This is a genomic window from Serratia bockelmannii, from assembly GCF_051803255.1.
GTDB classification, from domain to species: domain Bacteria; phylum Pseudomonadota; class Gammaproteobacteria; order Enterobacterales; family Enterobacteriaceae; genus Serratia; species Serratia bockelmannii.
This window is the reverse complement of the sequence record NZ_CP196512.1, coordinates 3,470,942-3,488,423: the sequence shown is the minus strand read 5'-3', so window position 1 is coordinate 3,488,423 and position 17,482 is coordinate 3,470,942. Positions and strand designations below refer to the sequence as shown.

The following is a 17,482-nucleotide window of genomic DNA, read 5'->3' as shown; positions in this document are numbered from 1 at the left end:
ATGAACCTACTGGCCGCTGGCGGGGGTAAGCGTGGTGGTTTGAAAAATGGCGTGTAAAAACAAATTGTTACATTTCGATAACGCTGTTTTCACCGATTGATATGATTGATAAGTATTATCGTTTGCTTTATTGTGGACGGCTGCGCGCAGGCTGCTGCCGCACACTTTCCGGTTCACGGCGGACGCCTTCGCGCCGCTGTCATGATGGTTGTAACAGGTATCTTAACGAATGAGCGTATCCACCGATCCCATGACTGACGCCAAGGGGCAACCCAACGCCGGCGTGATGGGGCGTTATCAGCATATTCTTCGCCATCGCCTGATGATGATGGGCGTGTTGGCACTGGCGATCCTGGGCTCGCTGCTGCTGGATTTCACCATGGGGCCGTCCGGCCTGTCGCTGTCGTCCTTATGGCACACGCTGCTTGACCCCGCCGCGGCCGATGCCGGCACGCGGGTGATCGTCTGGGACATCCGATTGCCTTACGCGCTGATGGCGGTGGTGGTGGGCTTTGCGCTCGGCCTGGCCGGGGCGGAGATGCAGACCATCCTGAATAACCCGCTGGCCAGCCCCTTTACCCTCGGGGTCTCTTCCGCCGCGGCCTTTGGCGCCGCGCTGGCGATCGTGCTTGGCATCGGCATTCCGGGGATCCCCGATCAGTGGTTCATCTCCGCCAACGCCTTTATCTTCGCGCTGTTCGCTGCGCTGATGCTCGACGGCATCACGCGCTGGACGCGGGTCGCCACCTCCGGCGTGGTGCTGTTCGGCATCGCGCTGGTGTTTACCTTCAACGCGCTGGTCTCGATGATGCAATTCATCGCCAGCGAGGACACGCTGCAGGGGCTGGTGTTCTGGACCATGGGCAGCCTGGCGCGCGCCTCGTGGGACAAACTGGGCATTCTGTTCGGGGTGTTCGCCGTGCTGCTGCCGCTGTCGATGATGAGCTCGTGGAAACTGACCGCGCTGCGTCTGGGGGAAGACCGGGCGGTGAGCTTCGGTATCGACGTGCGTCGTCTGCGTTTGACCACGCTGCTGCGCATCAGCATGCTTTCGGCGCTGGCGGTGGCGTTCGTCGGGCCGATCGGCTTTATCGGCCTGGTGGCGCCGCACATCGCCCGCATGATCTTCGGCGAAGATCACCGTTTCTACCTGCCGGCCAGTGCGCTGATTGGCGCGCTGGTGTTGTCGATGGCCTCGGTGGCGTCGAAAAACCTGGTGCCCGGCGTGATCATTCCGGTGGGCATCGTCACGTCGCTGGTCGGGGTGCCGTTCTTCCTGAGCATTATTCTGCGCCACCGGGGGAACGTATGAGCCAGGGTTTACGGATAGAAAACTTCTCGGCGGGCTACCCGAAACGCCAGGTGATCGACAATCTCTCGGTGCCGATGCTGCCGCGCGGGCAAATCACCGTGCTGCTGGGGCCGAATGGCAGCGGCAAATCGACGCTGCTGCGCTCGCTGGCCGGGCTGAACCCGGCGCAGGGCAAGCTGTGGCTGGACGACGGCGATCTGATGCAGATGCCGTTCGCCCGTCGGGCGGAGAAAGTGGTGTACCTGCCGCAGTCGCTGCCTGCTGGGGTGCATCTGCACGTGCTGGAGTCGATCATCGTGGCGCAGCGCGCCTCGGGCGGCCGCAGCAACGCCGGCAGCGAAGCGGAAGTGATGGCTTTGCTGGAACAGCTGGGCATCGCCCACCTGGCGCTGAGCTATCTCGATCAGCTGTCCGGCGGCCAGAAACAGCTGGTGGGGTTGGCGCAGTCGCTGATTCGTCAGCCGTCGCTGCTGCTGCTGGATGAGCCGCTGAGCGCGCTCGATCTCAACTACCAGTTCCACGTGATGGATTTGGTGCGCCGCGAAACCCGCAAGCGCAATATCGTGACGGTGGTGGTGGTGCATGACATCAACATCGCGCTGCGTCACGGCGACCACGTGCTGATGCTGCAGGATGGCGATCTGATCGCCGATGGCGCGCCGGATCAGGTGATTACGCCGCAGAGCCTGGCGCGGGTCTACGGCGTGCGCGGGCGCATCGAGCGTTGCTCGCAGGGCACGCCGCAGGTGCTGATAGACGGTCTGGTGAACCAGCCGACGATTTAACCCAAGAAAAAGCCCGGCATCGCCGGGCTTTCTTTATCGCGCAGCGTGGTTTAGGGCCTCGCTCACGCGTTCGACGACGTGCTGGGCGGTGACGATGCCGCCGGACAGATACACCTCGGCTGCCGGCAGGTAGACCACCTGGCCTTTTTTCACCGCCGTGGTTTTCTTCAGCGCGGTGCCGGTGAGGATTTTCTGCGGTGCCACCGCGTTCGGCCGCCCGGTCGCGGCGTCTCTGTCGATGACGAACAGCCAGTCCGGATTCAGTTTGGCGACCTGCTCTGGCGTCAGCTTGTTGCCGCGCACGTCTTTTTCGTCGGACTGCAGCGCGGACGCGAAGCCGAGGGCGTCATAGACGAAGCTGAAACGGCTCTTGGGCGCGTAAGCGCTGATCTTGCCGCCGGAGAACAGCACCACCAGCCCACGCCCGGCCTGGGTGGCCTGTGGTTTGACCGCGGCGATCTGCGCATCCAGCTTATCGACCGCCGCCTGCGCCTGTTGCTGCTTATCGAACAGCTCGCCCAGCTGCAGGGTGCGCTGTTTCAGGCTGCCCAACTGATCCTGCGGATCGACGGACATGTTCAGCGTCGGTGCCAGCGCGTTCAGCTCGTCATAGGCTTTGGACGCCCGGCCGGCGATCAGGATCAGGTCCGGCTTGGCGGCGCGCAGCACGGCCATATCCGGTTCGAACAGGGTGCCGGCATTGAGGTATTTGTCATCCTGATAGCGCTTCAGGCTATCCGGCAAGTTCTTGCGGTTGCCGGGCAGCGCCAGCGGTTCGACGCCCAGCAGCTGCAGCGTTTCCAGAGACGCGTAATCCAGCACGACGATGCGCTGCGGGTGCTTCTTCACCTCGGTGCTGCCGTTCAGGTGCTGGACGTTGACGGTGGCCGGAGTAGCGGCTATCGGCGTATCGGTTTTGCTGTGGCAACCCGCCAGCGCCATTGCGGCCAGCAGGGCGATCATCAGGGGGGAGCGGCGTAATCTCATGGAGCTTCCTCACGGTGATGGAATGAAAAGGGCGCGCAGCGCGCGCCCAGGGGCATCAGAAGTTGTAGGTCATGCCGACGGTGTAACGGCGGCCGTCCAGCGTGGTGCGGTAGTGATCGTAATCCACGGTTTTGTCGAGGATGTTGTAAACCCCGCCGGTCAACTGCAGGTTTTTCGCCGCCTGATAGCTCAGGCCTGCATCGACGAAGGTGTAGGACGGCGTGCTGGTCTCCATCGACGTGCGGCTCAGGTAGTCTGAGGTGCGGCTGCGGAAGTTAACGCGCGACCACAGGCTGAGGTCCTGCGTGGCCTGCCAGTCCAGCACGGTATTCAGCATATGCTTCGGCATCTGGTTGAGCGCCTTGCCCTGGAACTCGCCGCTCTTCTGCTCGGAAGCGGTGTAGGTGTAGTTGGTGTTCCACTTCCAGTCTTTGTTAATCTGCCAGCCGAAGGTGGCTTCTACGCCGCGCATATTGGCTTTGTCGACGTTGACGCGATCGCTGATAAAGTCATAGACCTCGTTGCCGATCTTGCAGTCCGGCGTGTCTTCGCAGCGGCGGACTTCGGTGATCTTGTTCTTGAAATCGGTGTTGAAGACGGTCACGCCGGCGTTGACGCCTTTCAGGCTATCCCACATCAGGCCGATCTCTTCGCTCAGGCTCTTCTCCGGCTGCAGATCCGGGTTGCCGACGATGATGCCGTTACGCACGCCGCCGCCGGTGACCTGGCCCCAGCTGGCGGAGGATTGGCGCAGATCCGGCGAACGGTAGCCGGCGGAGACGCCGCCTTTCATCGTCCACTGCTCGGTCAGGTGCCAGACGCCGTACATGCGCGGCGACCAGTGGCTGCCGAAGTTCTGATCGCGGTCCATACGGATGCCGCTGGTCAGGCTGAAGTCGTTGGTCAGCGCCCATTCGTCTTCGGCGAACAGCGCCCAGCTCCAGCGCGTCAGCTGGTTGACGTCTTTCGCCGAGCTCAGCTGGTTGCCGCTGTCGCCCAGTTTCTCATAGCGGTATTGGCCGCCGAGGTTCAGCATGTGGGAACCCAGCTCGAACTGGTTCTGGGTGTTGAAGATGGTGTTGTACATCTTCATCTTACGGCCCGGGTTGTTGGTCTCTTCCCGCTGAACGTAGCTGGTTGAGTTACCGAAGTCGTAATAACCGTTGTGGGTCAGCGAGTAGTTGGTGCGGGTGTAGAGATCTTCGCTGCGAGAGGTAGGTTTGCACTTGCCTTTGCTGCAGCGCTCCGCCACCACCGATTTGCCCGGCGTGCTGTTACGATCCTGCAGCGAGCGGCCGATTTCGAAGTCGAATTCGTTCTTCTCGTCCGGCGTCAGGGTGAACACCGCGGTGCCGCTGCGCATGCGCTGTTCGTTATAACCGTTGGTGATTTTATCTTCGGCGCGGCGCGACAGCAGGCCGTTGACCCGCACGCCGAGCAGGCCTTCAATCAGCGGGCCGGAGGCGTAGGCGTTGGTCTGGAACAGATCGCCGGAATCGCGGTTTTCCTGAAGGGTGGCGTCGCCGTGCAGCGAGCCTTTCCACTCGGTGCGGGAAGTCTTGCGGGTGATGACGTTGATCACGCCGCCCATGGCGTCGGAACCGTACAGCGAAGACATCGGGCCGCGCACCACTTCGATGCGCTCGATGGCTTCCATCGGCGGCAGCCAGCCCTGTTCGATGCCGGCGTTGTCGCTGTTCGGACGGGTTCCGCGGGTGTCAACGCGCTTGCCGTCCACCAGGATCAGCGTGTACTTGGAGGACATGCCGCGGATGCTGATGTCGCTGCTGCTGGCGCCGCCGGTGACCACCACGCCAGGCACGTCTTTCAGCGCGTCGGTCACGTCGCGATAGGCCTTGTCTTCGATCTGCTGGCGCGGGATCACCGAGATGGACGCGGCGGAGTCCTGAATTTTTTGCTGGAAGCCGGAGGCGGTGACGACCATGGTGTCGTGGGTGTCGTCCTGCGGCGCGGCCAGTGCGGCGGTGGCGCTGAGTGAGGCAATCACCAGAGCGGCGAGCTTGCTGTAACGTGGCGTTTCCATGAGGTGAACCTTTCCTGGATTGAAGTGAAAGTAATTAACCAATTGAATTTCTAATGAAATTATTCATCGTTCGCTGAGAAATACTTCGCTTCATCAGCGTTGCGTGAGGGTATTGTAAGGATTTTTTACTGAATGTAAACGCTAATGATAATTCATATCATTTGTATGCTTGTTCTACTGACGGGAAAGGGTAACCGGATGAATTAAAGGGAAAAGCGGCGCAGCGGGCGTGCGCCGGGGAGGATCAGCGTTTCTGGATGTAGGTGATGGCCAGCGCCAGCGCCAGCACCAGGCCTTTGATAATATCCATGGCGTAGTAGGGCACCGACAGCATCACCAGGCCGTTTTGCAGCACGCCGAGGATCACTGCGCCGATCAGGGTGCCGAGCGCATTGGGTTTGCCGGAGCCCGCCAGCGAGAAACCGATATAGGCCGCCGCCACCGCGTCCATCAGATAGCCGCCGCCGGCATTGACCTGCGAAGAACCGATACGTGACGCCAGCAAGATGCCGCCAAGCGCCGCCAGCCAGGAAGAAATGACGTAAGCGGCAACCCTGTAACGTACGGTGCGGATACCCGACAGACGCGCAGCCTCGGGGTTGCCGCCGATGGCGTACATCCGGCGGCCGTGCTTGGTCAACGAGAGGAACAGCTGTACCGCCACGGTGACCGCCAACATGATCAGCACGATCACTGGCACCTGGCCGAGGGCGGAAAACACCTCTGGGATCAGGCCTTCCGCCATGTCGCCATTCGGCAGCACCATGTTTTGGGTGATGGAGCCGCCGTAGCTGTAGGTCATCGCCACGCCCTGGATCACGAACAGGCTGGCCAGCGTCGCCAGCATGTCGGGGATTTTGAGCACCACGATCAGCAGGGCGTTGAACAGGCCGACCAGCGTGCACAGCAGCAGCGTCACCACGATGGCGCCGGTGGTGCCGAACCCGTGCCAGACGAACAGTGAAATCACCAGCGCGTTGGCCAGCGAGGCGGTCGAGCCGACCGACAGATCGAAACCGCCGACCGACAGCGAGATAGAGACGCCGATGGCGATCACCGTCACGATGGCGATCGAACGCAGGATATTGATGATGTTATTGGCATCGAGAAAGTTGTCCGACGCCAGGCCAAACAGGGCGATCAGCGCCGCGACGGTCAGCAGCATGCCCCACTTGTAGAGGAAATCAAACAGCTGTTGGCGCCAGGGCAGCGCAGGCCGCAAGGCAAATTCTTTACTCACGCAGGGGTTCCTCCGGTGGAATAGAGCAATAAGGTTTCTTCGTCGATGTCGGCGGCGTTCAACTCCGCCACGATGCGGCCGTCCCACAGCACGCAGATGCGATCGCACAGGCCAATCAGCTCGGCGAACTCGCCGGAGGCGTAAATCACGCTTCTACCGGCGCGGGCCAGGCCGTCGATCAGGCTGAACAGCTCCTGCTTGGCCTTGATGTCCACGCCCTTGGTCGGCTCATCGAAGATCAGCACCTCGGCGTTGCCGCGCAGCCACTTGCCGATCGCCACTTTTTGCTGATTGCCGCCGGACAGGCGCGCCAGCCGCTGTTGCGGGCCGGAGGCGCGAATGTTCAGACGCTGCATGATCTCGCGCGCCCAGCGCAGCTCTTGCCGCCGGCTGAACAGGCTCCAGCGCGAGAAGCTGTCGTCGGCGCTGACGCTCAGGTTCATCGGGATCGCCTCATCGATGAAAATGCCCTCTTTGCGGCGCTCTTCCGGCACCAGCGCCAATCCTTGTTCGACCGACAGGTGCGGCGCGCGTGGCGCCCAGGGCTGCCCGCGCAGTTCGCCGCGCTCGAGCTGCACGGTGCTGGCGCCGAACAATGCCTTGCACAGTTCGGTTTTGCCCGCTCCGGCCAGCCCGGCGATGCCGAGGATCTCTCCTTCATGCAGCCGCAGCGAAACGTCGCGCAGCTTATGGCGATCGCGCAAGCCCTCCACCTGCAGCAGCTTACGCCCAGCGTGCGGCGGGCGCGGCGGCGGGAAAATGTCGTCCAGCCGATGGCCGAGCATTTTCTCGACGATCTGTTCGCCGCTCAGCCCGCGCATGGCGTCTTCGCTGACGCGCCGCCCGTCGCGCAGCACCGTCAGCCGATCGCAAATGTCGCTCAGTTCGTGGATGCGGTGAGAAATGAACACGATGCCGATGCCTTCGGATTGCAGGCGGCGCACCACGTTGAACAGGCGCTCGCTCTCGGCGCGATCGAGCGGCGCGGTCGGTTCATCGAGCACCAAAAAACGGCAGCGGTGCGACAGCGCGCGCGCCAGCAGCACCTGCTGTTTTTCCGCCAGCGTGCAGTCCGCCAGGCGTCTGCGCGGGTTGAGCGGCAGCGCCCATTGCTGCAGCAGCTGCGCGGCGCGGCGGTGCAGCTCCGCCCAGTTCAGCCAGTGGCCCGGCTCGTTCAGCCAGTCCAGCATGATGTTCTCCGCCACCGACAGCGTGGGGATCAGCGCGACGTCGACCTCTTGCTGTACCACGTGGATGCCGTGGCGGCGCGCCTGCAGCGGGGAATGAATTTCCACTGCCCGGCCGTCGATCAGGATCTCGCCGCGGTAGTGATCGTGGGCGCCGGAGAGGATCGCCATCAGCGTCGACTTGCCCGCGCCGTTGGCGCCGACCAGCGCATGGATTGAACCGCCCTGCAGCGTGAAGTCCACGTCCTGCAGCGCGTTGAAGCCGGCGAAGGCGATCGAGATATTGCGCATCTCGAGGCGTGAAGGCGTTGCGGTTGACATAGGGTGGTAAGGCCGTTTAGATGTTTAGATGGCTGTTTTGCTCTGTTGTAACACAGATTGCGCCGTTGGCAACCAACAAAATGGCATAACGGCGATGAAAAACGTGGAGAGGCAGGGGCGCAACCCGCGTCAGGCTGCGCCGGTGCGAGAAGCGGTCAGAAGGTGGTGGGGGTGTGTGCGCTGACGATGCGGCAAATGCGCGCCGAGGTATTGCTGAAGCTGTGCGGAATGCCGGTGTTGATGGCGTAACTCTGACCGGCGGTCAGGCAATAGCTCTGGCCGTTGATGGTTAGCACAATCTCGCCCTCCAGCAGGGTGCCTATCTCTTCGCCCTGGTGCTTGATCTTTTCACCGGTGGTGGTGCCGGGCTGGTAGGTTTCCAGCATCATCGCCAGGTTGCGCGTCGGGCTGCCGTTGTGCACCAGCTTCATCGACACCCCCTGGCTGCCGATCTCAATCAGATCTTCGGCGTCGATCACCACGCGCGGTTCGTCGGCGGCTTCCGGTTCGGCAAAGAATTCAGACAGCGACAGGCCATACACCTTCAGCAGCTTTTGCAGCGTGCTGATGGCCGGGCTGACCTTGTCCTGTTCGATGGTGCTGATCGCACTGTGGGTTAACCCGGACAGTTCGGCGACCCGGCGCTGTGACAAACCCAATTGCTGACGGATCTGCGACAGGCGTTTGCCCGGTGCCAAGCTGACTTCGCTCATAGCGGTACTTCCTTCTGGTAAGGGCGACAGGCAGAAATGAAGATCGCTATCGGGTGCCTGTCTGGTCGATAACGATACTGCATGATATCGGTAGTTAGGGTGGGTTTGGAAAATATATTGCCCATGTTCACTCTTGGTGCGTTGGACAAAATAGTTGACGTGAAAATGGCAGTAAGGCCTTTTCGGTCAATATTTTATCAATTTAGCAGCCGCTGGCGAATAATCAAACAGGATTGTAACATTTGCAAACCCATTCTGTTAATACTATGTTTCATATTGTGGATGTTATTTTGAGCGCCCGGCAGCGGCGCGGCCTGACGAGAAATCCAATCATGTGTTGAATCGAACGGTGGACGGGCGCCAACGCGCCTTCAGAGCATAATGGCGGGTGACGTATGCAAACCAATAGCGCAGCAGTTGAACATTTTGCACAGCATCATGAAGAGAGGCGAAGTAGCGCGTTCCAAAATGAGGTTGCTCATTATTTGGAACGCCATCCCGCCACGCAGTATGTCGATATCCTTCTCACCGATCTTAATGGTTCCTTCCGCGGCAAACGCATACCCGTCTCTGGGTTAAAAAAACTGGAAAAAGGCAGCTACTTCCCCGCGTCGGTGTTCGCCATGGACATCCTTGGCAACGTGGTGGAGGAGACCGGCCTTGGGCAGGAGCTCGGCGAACCGGACCGCATTTGCCTGCCGGTGCCCGGTTCGCTGACGCCATCAGCCGCCGATCCGGAGCACATCGGCCAGGTGCTGCTCACCATGTTGGATGAAGATGGCACTCCCTTTGACGTTGAACCCCGCAATGTGCTGAACCGCGTGTGGCAGGCGCTGCGCCAGCGCGGTTTGTTTCCGGTGGCAGCGGTAGAGCTGGAGTTTTATCTCATCGATAGGCTGCGCGACGCGGAAGGCGATCTGCAGCCGCCGTGTGCGCCCGGCACTCAGGAACGCAACACCCAAAGCCAGGTGTATTCCGTCGATAACCTGAACCATTTCGCCGAGGTGCTGAACGATATCGACGCGCTGGCGAAGCTGCAGGGGCTGCCGGCGGACGGCGCGGTGGCGGAGGCGTCGCCGGGGCAGTTCGAGGTCAACCTGCGTCATACCGACGACATCCTGCTGGCCTGCGACCACGCGCTGGCGCTGAAGCGGCTGGTGCGGCTGGTCGCCGAGAACCACGACATGCACGCCACCTTTATGGCCAAACCCTATGAGGATTACGCTGGCAGCGGCATGCACGTGCATGTCAGCATGCAGGATAGTGCGGGCAACAACCTGTTTGCCGACGCCGAAGGCGAGGATTCGCCGCTCTTGAAACAGGCATTGGCCGGGATGATCACCCTGATGCCGGCGTCGATGGCGCTGCTGGCGCCGAACGTCAACGCCTACCGGCGCTTCCAGCCGGGGATGTATGTGCCGATCCAGGCCGCCTGGGGCCACAACAACCGCACCGTGGCGCTGCGCATTCCCTGCGGCGAACCGGAGAACCACCGGGTGGAGTACCGCGTGGCCGGCGCCGATGCCAATCCTTATCTGGTGATGGCGGCGATCCTGGCCGGCATGCTGTACGGGCTGGACAACCTACTGCCGTTGCCTGAGCCGGTGACCGGCAACGGGCTGGAGCAGGAAGGGCTGCCGCTGCCGATCCGCCAGAGCGACGCGCTGTACGAGTTTGAACATCAGCACGCGCTGACGCACTATCTGGGCGAGCGTTTCACCCAGGTGTATCACGCCTGCAAGACCGACGAACTGCTGCAGTTTGAACGGCGGGTGACGGAAACCGAGATCGACTGGATGTTGAAAAATGCCTGAATGGGCGTATAAAGTAAGAGGTATGTGCGGGTGACTGGCCTGCCGGCAGCGGATTAATTCGCCTGCCGGGCTGGTTTTCCGTGCGATCGACAAAAAGAATTTGTATTTGAGGGTTTCCGGATCTTGTCATTCGGAGGCATTCTGGTGCAAAATATCTCAAATGCAGATAGCCGACGTTTTGAAAGCGTCGGTTATTTTTTTTGCATTATGTTTTACCAACGTAGCGTTTCATACACCAAGCGAGGCCGGACACCGATCCGGATAGATAAATAGTTTCGTGCACGATCAAACAAAACTTTATGGTCGTGACTCATGAGGATTAGAAAGATGGGGCAATTTTTCACTTTAGCGCCGGTGCCCGCCGGTTTCCGCTGTGGCCGCAGCGACTATGGAGCAGCCGAGGTTTCCTCGACCCGTTATCCAGCTTACAACCCCCTTCTTTTAGAATTAAGTCGCTCGTTGCGAAGTTTCCCCGCAACCTTAAGTCTTGGCGTGTCCGCCATCCGCAAGGCTCAAGGTAAGGGGGGGCTGAACAATGTCCGATAACACCATCAACGCCGCTCCGGCTCAGCGCACTCAGCTGCGTAAAACCCTGACATTAGTTCCGGTAGTGATGATGGGCTTGGCTTACCTGCAGCCAATGACCATTTTCGATACCTTCGGCATCGTATCCGGCTTGACCGATGGTCACGTCGCGACCGCGTACGCCTTCGCTCTGCTGGCGATCCTGTTTACCGCCCTGAGCTATGGCAAGCTGGTGAAGAAGTTCCCTTCCGCCGGTTCCGCCTACACCTACGCCCAGAAAGCCATCAGCCCGCACGTCGGCTTTATGGTGGGCTGGTCATCGCTGCTGGACTATCTGTTCATGCCGATGATCAACATTTTGCTGGCCAAGATTTACCTGGAAGCGATCTTCCCGGGCGTACCGTCCTGGATCTTCGTGGCGGTGCTGGTCGGCTTGATGACGATTTTCAACCTGCGCGGCATCAAGCTGGTGGCTAACCTGAACTCCATCATCGTGGTGGTGCAGGTGGCGATCATGATCGTGTTCCTCGGCCTGGTGATCAACGGTATTTACCACGGCGAAGGCGCCGGTACGCTGGTCAGCAGCCGCCCGTTCTGGTCCGATAACGCCCACGTGGTGCCGATGATTACCGGCGCGACCATCCTGTGCTTCTCGTTCCTGGGCTTCGACGGCATCAGCTCGCTGTCCGAAGAGACCAAAGACGCGGAAAAAGTGATCCCGAAAGCCATCTTCCTGACGGCGCTGATCGGCGGCATCATCTTTATCGTGGTGTCTTACTTCGTGCAGCTGTACTTCCCGGACATCTCGCGCTTCAAGGATCCGGACGCCTCACAGCCTGAAATCATGCTGTACGTGGCGGGCAAGTTCTTCCAGTCGGTGATCCTGGTGTTCTCCTGCGTGACGGTATTGGCGTCGGGCATGGCGGCGCACGCGGGCGTTTCGCGTCTGATGTACGTGATGGGCCGCGACGGCGTGTTCCCGACTCGCTTCTTCGGCTATGTGCATCCGAAGTGGCGTACCCCGGCGCTGAACGTGCTGCTGGTAGGCGCCATCGCGTTGTCCGCGGTGTCGTTTGACCTGGTGACCGCGACCGCGCTGATCAACTTCGGTGCGCTGGTGGCCTTCACCTTCGTTAACCTGTCGGTGATCTCGCAGTTCTATATTCGCGACAAGATGAACCGCACCGTGAAGGACACATTTAACTACCTGATCCTGCCGGTGATGGGCGCACTGACCGTCGGCGCGCTGTGGATCAACCTGGAAGCCAGCTCGATGACGCTGGGCCTGGTTTGGGCGGCCATCGGTTTGATCTACCTGGCCTTCGTCACCCGCAGCTTCCGTCTGCCGGTGCCGCAAGCGAGCGAAGACGCCGCCTAAGCGCGAGCCGTCTCCTCAGCCACAAAAAAGGCCGCTTTCGCGGCCTTTTCCTTTTCTGCTTGCTGCGGGGTTTATCCCACCAACTCTTTGCCGTAATCGAACAGCGCTTTCAACAGGGCGGTTTTCTCTTTGTCGCCTTCGTGCAGGTTATACAGCGATTCGAGCTGCAGCAGGTAACTCTGCACGCGCTCTGCGCTCAGCGCTTCCTGGCGGTGTTGCAGCCAGCGACGCTGCTCGGCGTCGTCCAGCGTATTCGGGTAGTTGCGCGCGCGGAAGCGGAACAGCAGCTCTTTCATGCGGCCGTCGCTGAAGGCCAGATCCAGCGCCGGCAGGTTCTGCGGTTTGGTCTGCTGGATAATCCTCATCGCCGCCTTGTCGGCGTCGCTGAAGAAACCGTCGTACAAGCGGGCGTCGACGTCGTCGGCGCCTTTGAACGGCTCGGCTTCGGCGAACAGCGCGACCACTTTCTCGCGCACTTCCGGATGCTGTTTCAGCAGCTGCAGATTTTGCAGACACGCCTGACGATCGATGCCCAGCCGCTCGGCATTCTCCGGCAGCAGGGTTTTGGCCGGCGCCAGCACCGGGCATTTGTTGATGTGCACCAGCTTGATCGGCACCGGTGCCTGATCCGGCGCCAGATCGTCACGGCGGGTATACAGCCGTTCACGCAGCTGCTCGGCGCTCAGCGTCAACAGCGGCGTCATGTCGCCGGCCAGATCGCACATGATCACCGCGTTCTTGTTGTCCGGGTGCCAGGCCAGCGGCGACACCCAGCTGGTATTGCCGCGCGCCGCGCCGAACATGCCGGAGACGTGCACCAGCGGCGTCATGTCGGCGACGTCGATCAGGGCGTTCAGCTTGTGCTTGTTGCGGTGCTGCAGCAGGAAATCGAACAGCCGCGGCTGTGCCTGTTTGACCAGCTTGGCCATGGCGATGGTGGCGTAAACGTCCGACATCGCGTCGTGAGCCTGCGAGTGCTCGACGCCGTTGGCGCGCGTCAGATGTTCCAGGCGGAAGCTGGGGAAACCGTCTTCGTTTTCCGGCCAAACGATGCCGTCCGGGCGCAGAGCGTAGCAGGCGCGCATCACATCCAGCAGATCCCAGCGCGAGTTGCCGTTTTGCCAGCTGTAGGCGTAGGGATCGTAGAAGTTGCGATAGAAGATATTGCGGCTCACTTCGTCATCGAAGCGGATGTTGTTGTAACCGAGAATGCAGGTGCCGGCCACGCTGAAGGCCTGATGGATTTGGCGGGTGAACTCGGCCTCGTTAACCCCTTTGGCACGCGCCACCTGCGGCGTGATGCCGGTGATCATCACCGCCTCGGGTTCCGGCAGGTAGTCATCGGCCGGGGCGCAGTAGATGACCAGCGGCTCTTCGATAATGTTGAAATCCATATCGGTGCGCACGCCGGCGAACTGCGCCGGGCGGTCCAGCGACGGGCTCTTGCCGAAGGTCTCGTAATCGTGGATATAAAATGTGGCCGGTGCCTTGCTGCTCAAAATCGCGTCTCTTCAGTGGCGGATACAATATGCCTCTATTGTAACGGCGTAGGGAGCGATGCCAAGCGGCGGTTAGCGAAATGCGCGCAATTACGCACGGCGATAGAAATCCAGCCGCTGGTGAAAGTAGGGGAGCAGGTGGTCGGGGATCTGTCGTTCTGTTTCCGCCTGGGTCGAAGCGATGCCGTAGCGCTCGTTGTAGATCACGCTGATGGCCAGCAAATCGGCTTCTATTTTCTCGCGTTGCGCCTGCGGTAAGCTATCCAGCTTTCGAACCATCGTTATCTCCCTGTTAACCTTAGGGTATAATAGGATCGTTAGCGGGTCTTGTCCCTACCCATTCCGAGGGGAGGTGGACGCCTGCGCGCTTTGCTTCGAGCTGGGGGCCAGACTGTGGCGCGCGGCGAACTCGCTCTGCGCCTGGTGCGCATTGAGGCGATCTGCCCGGTTATACAGCGAACAGGCGCCGCTTATCACCGCCCCCCAAAACAGGGTGCACAGCAGTAAAACCCCCAACCAGATTTTTTGGTTATAGGTCATAGGTCCTCCACGGACGAGAAGAGAAATAACATTGACCGTTAAATTAAATCAGGCACTACATCAATGGTATTTAAACGGCAGAGATTAATCATCCAATCTACGCGCTTCTTTTGTTACTAAAGCCACGATGGATGTTTCAAAAGATTCCTTAAGATAATATTAAGAAAAGTGATTCTGGGCGCCGTAATTCTATTTAATATTTGTTTAAATATCCGCAGATACAATCTCCCACATTCAATACCAATGTGGGTGACAATGATGAAAACGCTACTGTTAACCGGCGCTACCGGCTTTCTCGGTGGTGCAGTTCTTGAAAAATTATTGATTGAAAATCAGTCCATTAATTATCTTTTACTGGTGCGCGCCGATGATGCGCAGCAAGGATTGGCTCGTATTCGCACGAATATGGAAAAGTTTAATATCGACGCGAATCTGCTGTCTAAAATTACGATAGAAAATATATTGTTGGGAGACCTTTCCGAGCCGGCCGAATTTTTAACTGACGCACGTATTAACAATGTCACGCACGTTATTAACTGTGCGGCTGTTGCTTCATTTGGTAATAACCCGCTCATTTGGAAGGTAAACGTAGAAGGCACCCTGGCCTTTGCCGAAAGAATGGCGCAGGTGCCGGGATTAAAACGCTTTCTGCATGTTGGTACCGCCATGTCCTGTTCCCCGGAACCGGGTTCGCTGGTGGCGGAGAGCGGCGAATTTGAGGAAGATGCCGAGCATCTGGTGGAATATACGCGTTCCAAATCCACCATCGAACAGCTGATGCGCCAACGCTGCCCGCAAATGCCGCTGACCATCGCTCGTCCGTCGATTGTCGTGGGCCACACCCGCCTGGGCTGCCAGCCTTCCAGCAGCATTTTCTGGGTGTTTGGCATGGCGCTGATGCTGCGCAAGTTTATGTGCTCGCTGCAGGACAATATCGACGTGATCCCGGTGGACTACTGTGCGGATGCGCTGGTGATGCTGATGAACAGCGAAACGCTGGAGAACGACGTTTATCACATCTCCGCCGGTGAAGAGCGCAGCGTCAGCTTTGCCGAAATCGACCGCGCCATGGCGGCAGCGCTGGAAAAAGCGCCGGTGGGCGATGAGTATGCGCAGGTGACGTATGACGCGTTGGTGAAAATGCGCCGTCAGCTGAAAGACATTTTCGGCCCGTGCAACGAGCGGCTGATGCTGAAGGCGATGCGCCTGTACGGCTCGTTCGCCATGCTCAACGTGCGTTTCAGCAACGAGAAGATCCTCAAGCTGGGCATGCCGAAACCGCCGCGCTTCACCGACTACATCGCCGGTTGCGTGCAGTCGACTCGCGGGTTGTCTATCCAGCAGCAGATGGTGGTGGACTTCAAATAACCGCCGGGCGCAGCGGGCGCCCGAGGTTGCTCTGCTACCAGGACGAAGAGGACCAGAAGACGCGGCCGAGCACCACCAGTTGCTCCTTGCGCTGCTGATAGCTGAGATGCTCGTCCTGGTACTCTTCACGGTTGAGGGAGCGGATGATGACGCCGCCGTCCGGCTGCTCGATCAGCACCTTCACCCGCAGCAAATTGCCGTGGCGGATGGCATAGGTTTTGCCCTCGCGGATGCGCGTGTCGTCGGTGTTGATGCCGACCACGTCGCCATCCTGCAGACGTGGTTCCATGCTGGAGCCGGAGATGCGGATAATGCGCGCGGCGTTGACCGCCACCCCCATCTTGTGCAGATAGTAACGGCGGAAGATCAGCGAAAATTCCTCGCGATCGACGATTTCGTAGCAGCCGTCGCCGGCGGAAAAATCAATATCCAGCAGCGGGATCTCCACAAACTCTTCCTTGTCCTGTTCGGTATCTTCCCATACCACCGGTTTTAAACGGGCGGGCTGGAAGTCCGACTCCGCCGCCACGTTGTCAAACGGGCGCACCAGCTGCTTTTCATGAAACACGTCGAACCAGCCCTTGGGCAAATTCAGCCTGGCCTCGATCCGCCTGGCCAGATTGTCGCCAAGATTGCGGGAGGATTTTTCCCCGATGATTTGGCTCAGCGTTGGCGCGGAAGACTCAACCAGCGTGGCGAATTCATTCTGGTTGACGCCTTGCCGGGCGTAGCGGGCCATCAATTCGCGCAGATTGTTGCGCCTGATTTCTTTAGTTTCCATCGTGCAATGATCGCACTCTTTAGCAAAAAGGTAAATAACGATTTTGCTAAAAAACACTTGCGCATGATTTAGCAATTAGCTAAAACAAAAAGGGTGAGCCAAGGGTTCACCCGTGCGGGGCGGCCTGTCATGATGAGGGGCCGCTCAGTGAAATCAAACGAGAGAGGGACTTTACGATGTACAAGATTGATTACAATAGCTACCGATCGGTCGCCAGCTTCGGCCACCGCGTGCGCTTTCTGGTGCTGCACTACACGGCGCAAAACTTCGCCGACTCGGTGAAGTCGTTGACCGGAAAATCGGTCAGCGCGCACTATCTGGTGCCGGATCCGACCGAGGCCACCTATCAGGCCGCCGGCTTCAGCGGCGTGCGCATTTTCAACCTGGTGGACGAGAACGAGCGCGCCTGGCATGCCGGCACCAGCCAGTGGGGCACCCGCAGCAATATCAACGACACCTCGATCGGCATCGAGATCGTTAACCTGGCGAGCGGCGACGGTGGAAACATCACCTTCCCGCCGTTCAATCCGCAGCAGATCGAGGCGGTCACCCAGCTGGCGCAGAACATCCTGCAGCGTTATCCGGACATCTCGCCGGTGAACGTGGTGGCGCACTCCGATATCGCGCCGGGCCGCAAGAGCGATCCGGGCCCGCAGTTCCCGTGGCAGCAGCTGTATCAGGCCGGCGTCGGCGCCTGGTATGACGAAGCGACCAAGCAGCAGCGCCAGCAGGAATACTGCAGCCAGGGCCTGCCGGCGCAGGCCGATTTGCTGAAACTGTTCGCCCAATATGGCTACGACACCTCGGCGGCGAACACCGCAGAAGGCTATCGCCAGCTGGTGCGCGCGTTCCAGCTGCACTTCCGTCAGCAGAAGTATGACGGCGTGATGGATGTTGAAACCGCCGCCGTTCTGCGCGCGCTGGTCGACAAGTACGCCGCCTGAGCCTGACCGCGAATGGGGGACGCCTCATTCGCCTTTTCCTCGCC

The 17,482-nt window shown here is 59.9% G+C and carries 15 protein-coding genes; 6 read left to right on the top strand and 9 right to left on the bottom strand.

Annotation, left to right across the window (positions count from 1 at the left end):
• The first annotated feature begins 229 nt into the window (after window positions 1-229).
• Together ACSJLU_RS16635 and ACSJLU_RS16630 are read left to right on the top strand one after the other, a co-directional pair.
• Window positions 230-1,312, top strand: coding sequence for a FecCD family ABC transporter permease (locus ACSJLU_RS16635; RefSeq protein WP_025303533.1), 1,083 nt, complete (start codon window positions 230-232; stop codon window positions 1,310-1,312).
• Window positions 1,309-2,097, top strand: coding sequence for an ABC transporter ATP-binding protein (locus ACSJLU_RS16630; protein ID WP_004935663.1), 789 nt, complete (start codon window positions 1,309-1,311; stop codon window positions 2,095-2,097). Before ACSJLU_RS16635 ends, ACSJLU_RS16630 begins: the two co-directional genes overlap by 4 nt.
• Before the next feature lie 33 nt (window positions 2,098-2,130).
• Here ACSJLU_RS16630 and ACSJLU_RS16625 read toward each other — a convergent pair whose 3' ends face one another.
• The 5 genes from ACSJLU_RS16625 to puuR form a co-directional block, all read right to left on the bottom strand.
• On the bottom strand, window positions 2,131-3,084 hold the full coding sequence (locus tag ACSJLU_RS16625; RefSeq protein WP_380824576.1) for a siderophore ABC transporter substrate-binding protein: 954 nt from the start codon (window positions 3,082-3,084) through the stop codon (window positions 2,131-2,133).
• A 55-nt stretch (window positions 3,085-3,139) separates the two neighbouring features.
• On the bottom strand, window positions 3,140-5,128 hold the full coding sequence (locus ACSJLU_RS16620) for a ligand-gated channel protein (protein WP_380824579.1): 1,989 nt from the start codon (window positions 5,126-5,128) through the stop codon (window positions 3,140-3,142).
• Window positions 5,129-5,372: 244 nt separating this feature from the next.
• Window positions 5,373-6,368, bottom strand: coding sequence for an ABC transporter permease (locus ACSJLU_RS16615; RefSeq protein ID WP_099817478.1), 996 nt, complete (start codon window positions 6,366-6,368; stop codon window positions 5,373-5,375).
• Window positions 6,365-7,876: a sugar ABC transporter ATP-binding protein gene (locus ACSJLU_RS16610; RefSeq protein ID WP_380824582.1), complete on the bottom strand. Its 1,512-nt coding sequence runs from the start codon at window positions 7,874-7,876 to the stop codon at window positions 6,365-6,367. Before ACSJLU_RS16610 ends, ACSJLU_RS16615 begins: the two co-directional genes overlap by 4 nt.
• Window positions 7,877-8,031: 155 nt before the next feature.
• Window positions 8,032-8,589: an HTH-type transcriptional regulator PuuR gene (gene puuR, locus ACSJLU_RS16605; protein WP_025303528.1), complete on the bottom strand. Its 558-nt coding sequence runs from the start codon at window positions 8,587-8,589 to the stop codon at window positions 8,032-8,034.
• A 395-nt stretch (window positions 8,590-8,984) separates the two neighbouring features.
• Here puuR and ACSJLU_RS16600 point away from each other — a divergent pair, with 395 nt between their 5' ends.
• Together ACSJLU_RS16600 and ACSJLU_RS16595 are read left to right on the top strand one after the other, a co-directional pair.
• Entirely contained in the window at window positions 8,985-10,403 is a 1,419-nt protein-coding gene (locus ACSJLU_RS16600; RefSeq protein WP_025303527.1) for a glutamine synthetase family protein, read from the top strand.
• A 535-nt stretch (window positions 10,404-10,938) separates the two neighbouring features.
• A complete protein-coding gene (locus tag ACSJLU_RS16595) occupies window positions 10,939-12,306 on the top strand; it encodes an APC family permease (RefSeq protein ID WP_025303526.1) in 1,368 nt (455 codons plus the stop codon).
• Window positions 12,307-12,377: 71 nt separating this feature from the next.
• On the opposite strand, the gene sbcB is transcribed toward ACSJLU_RS16595, so the two are convergent.
• The 3 genes from sbcB to ACSJLU_RS16580 form a co-directional block, all read right to left on the bottom strand.
• Entirely contained in the window at window positions 12,378-13,805 is a 1,428-nt protein-coding gene (gene sbcB / locus ACSJLU_RS16590) for an exodeoxyribonuclease I (RefSeq protein ID WP_099817480.1), read from the bottom strand.
• Window positions 13,806-13,895: 90 nt separating this feature from the next.
• Window positions 13,896-14,084 carry a DNA polymerase III subunit theta gene (locus tag ACSJLU_RS16585; RefSeq protein ID WP_025303524.1) on the bottom strand — a complete coding sequence of 63 codons (189 nt, stop codon included), beginning with the start codon at window positions 14,082-14,084 and terminating at the stop codon, window positions 13,896-13,898.
• 54 nt (window positions 14,085-14,138) lie between these two features.
• Complete coding sequence (locus ACSJLU_RS16580) at window positions 14,139-14,345, bottom strand: hypothetical protein (RefSeq protein WP_043136378.1); 207 nt, start codon at window positions 14,343-14,345, stop codon at window positions 14,139-14,141.
• A 258-nt stretch (window positions 14,346-14,603) separates the two neighbouring features.
• On the opposite strand from ACSJLU_RS16580, the gene ACSJLU_RS16575 reads away from it, so the two are divergent.
• Entirely contained in the window at window positions 14,604-15,713 is a 1,110-nt protein-coding gene (locus tag ACSJLU_RS16575; protein WP_025303522.1) for an SDR family oxidoreductase, read from the top strand.
• Window positions 15,714-15,747: 34 nt separating this feature from the next.
• Here the strand turns inward: ACSJLU_RS16575 and ACSJLU_RS16570 are convergent, their stop codons facing one another.
• A complete protein-coding gene (locus ACSJLU_RS16570) occupies window positions 15,748-16,494 on the bottom strand; it encodes a S24 family peptidase (RefSeq protein ID WP_019453597.1) in 747 nt (248 codons plus the stop codon).
• A gap of 176 nt (window positions 16,495-16,670) precedes the next feature.
• Here ACSJLU_RS16570 and ACSJLU_RS16565 point away from each other — a divergent pair, with 176 nt between their 5' ends.
• Window positions 16,671-17,438, top strand: coding sequence for an N-acetylmuramoyl-L-alanine amidase (locus ACSJLU_RS16565; protein ID WP_025303521.1), 768 nt, complete (start codon window positions 16,671-16,673; stop codon window positions 17,436-17,438).
• Window positions 17,439-17,482: the final 44 nt, after the last annotated feature.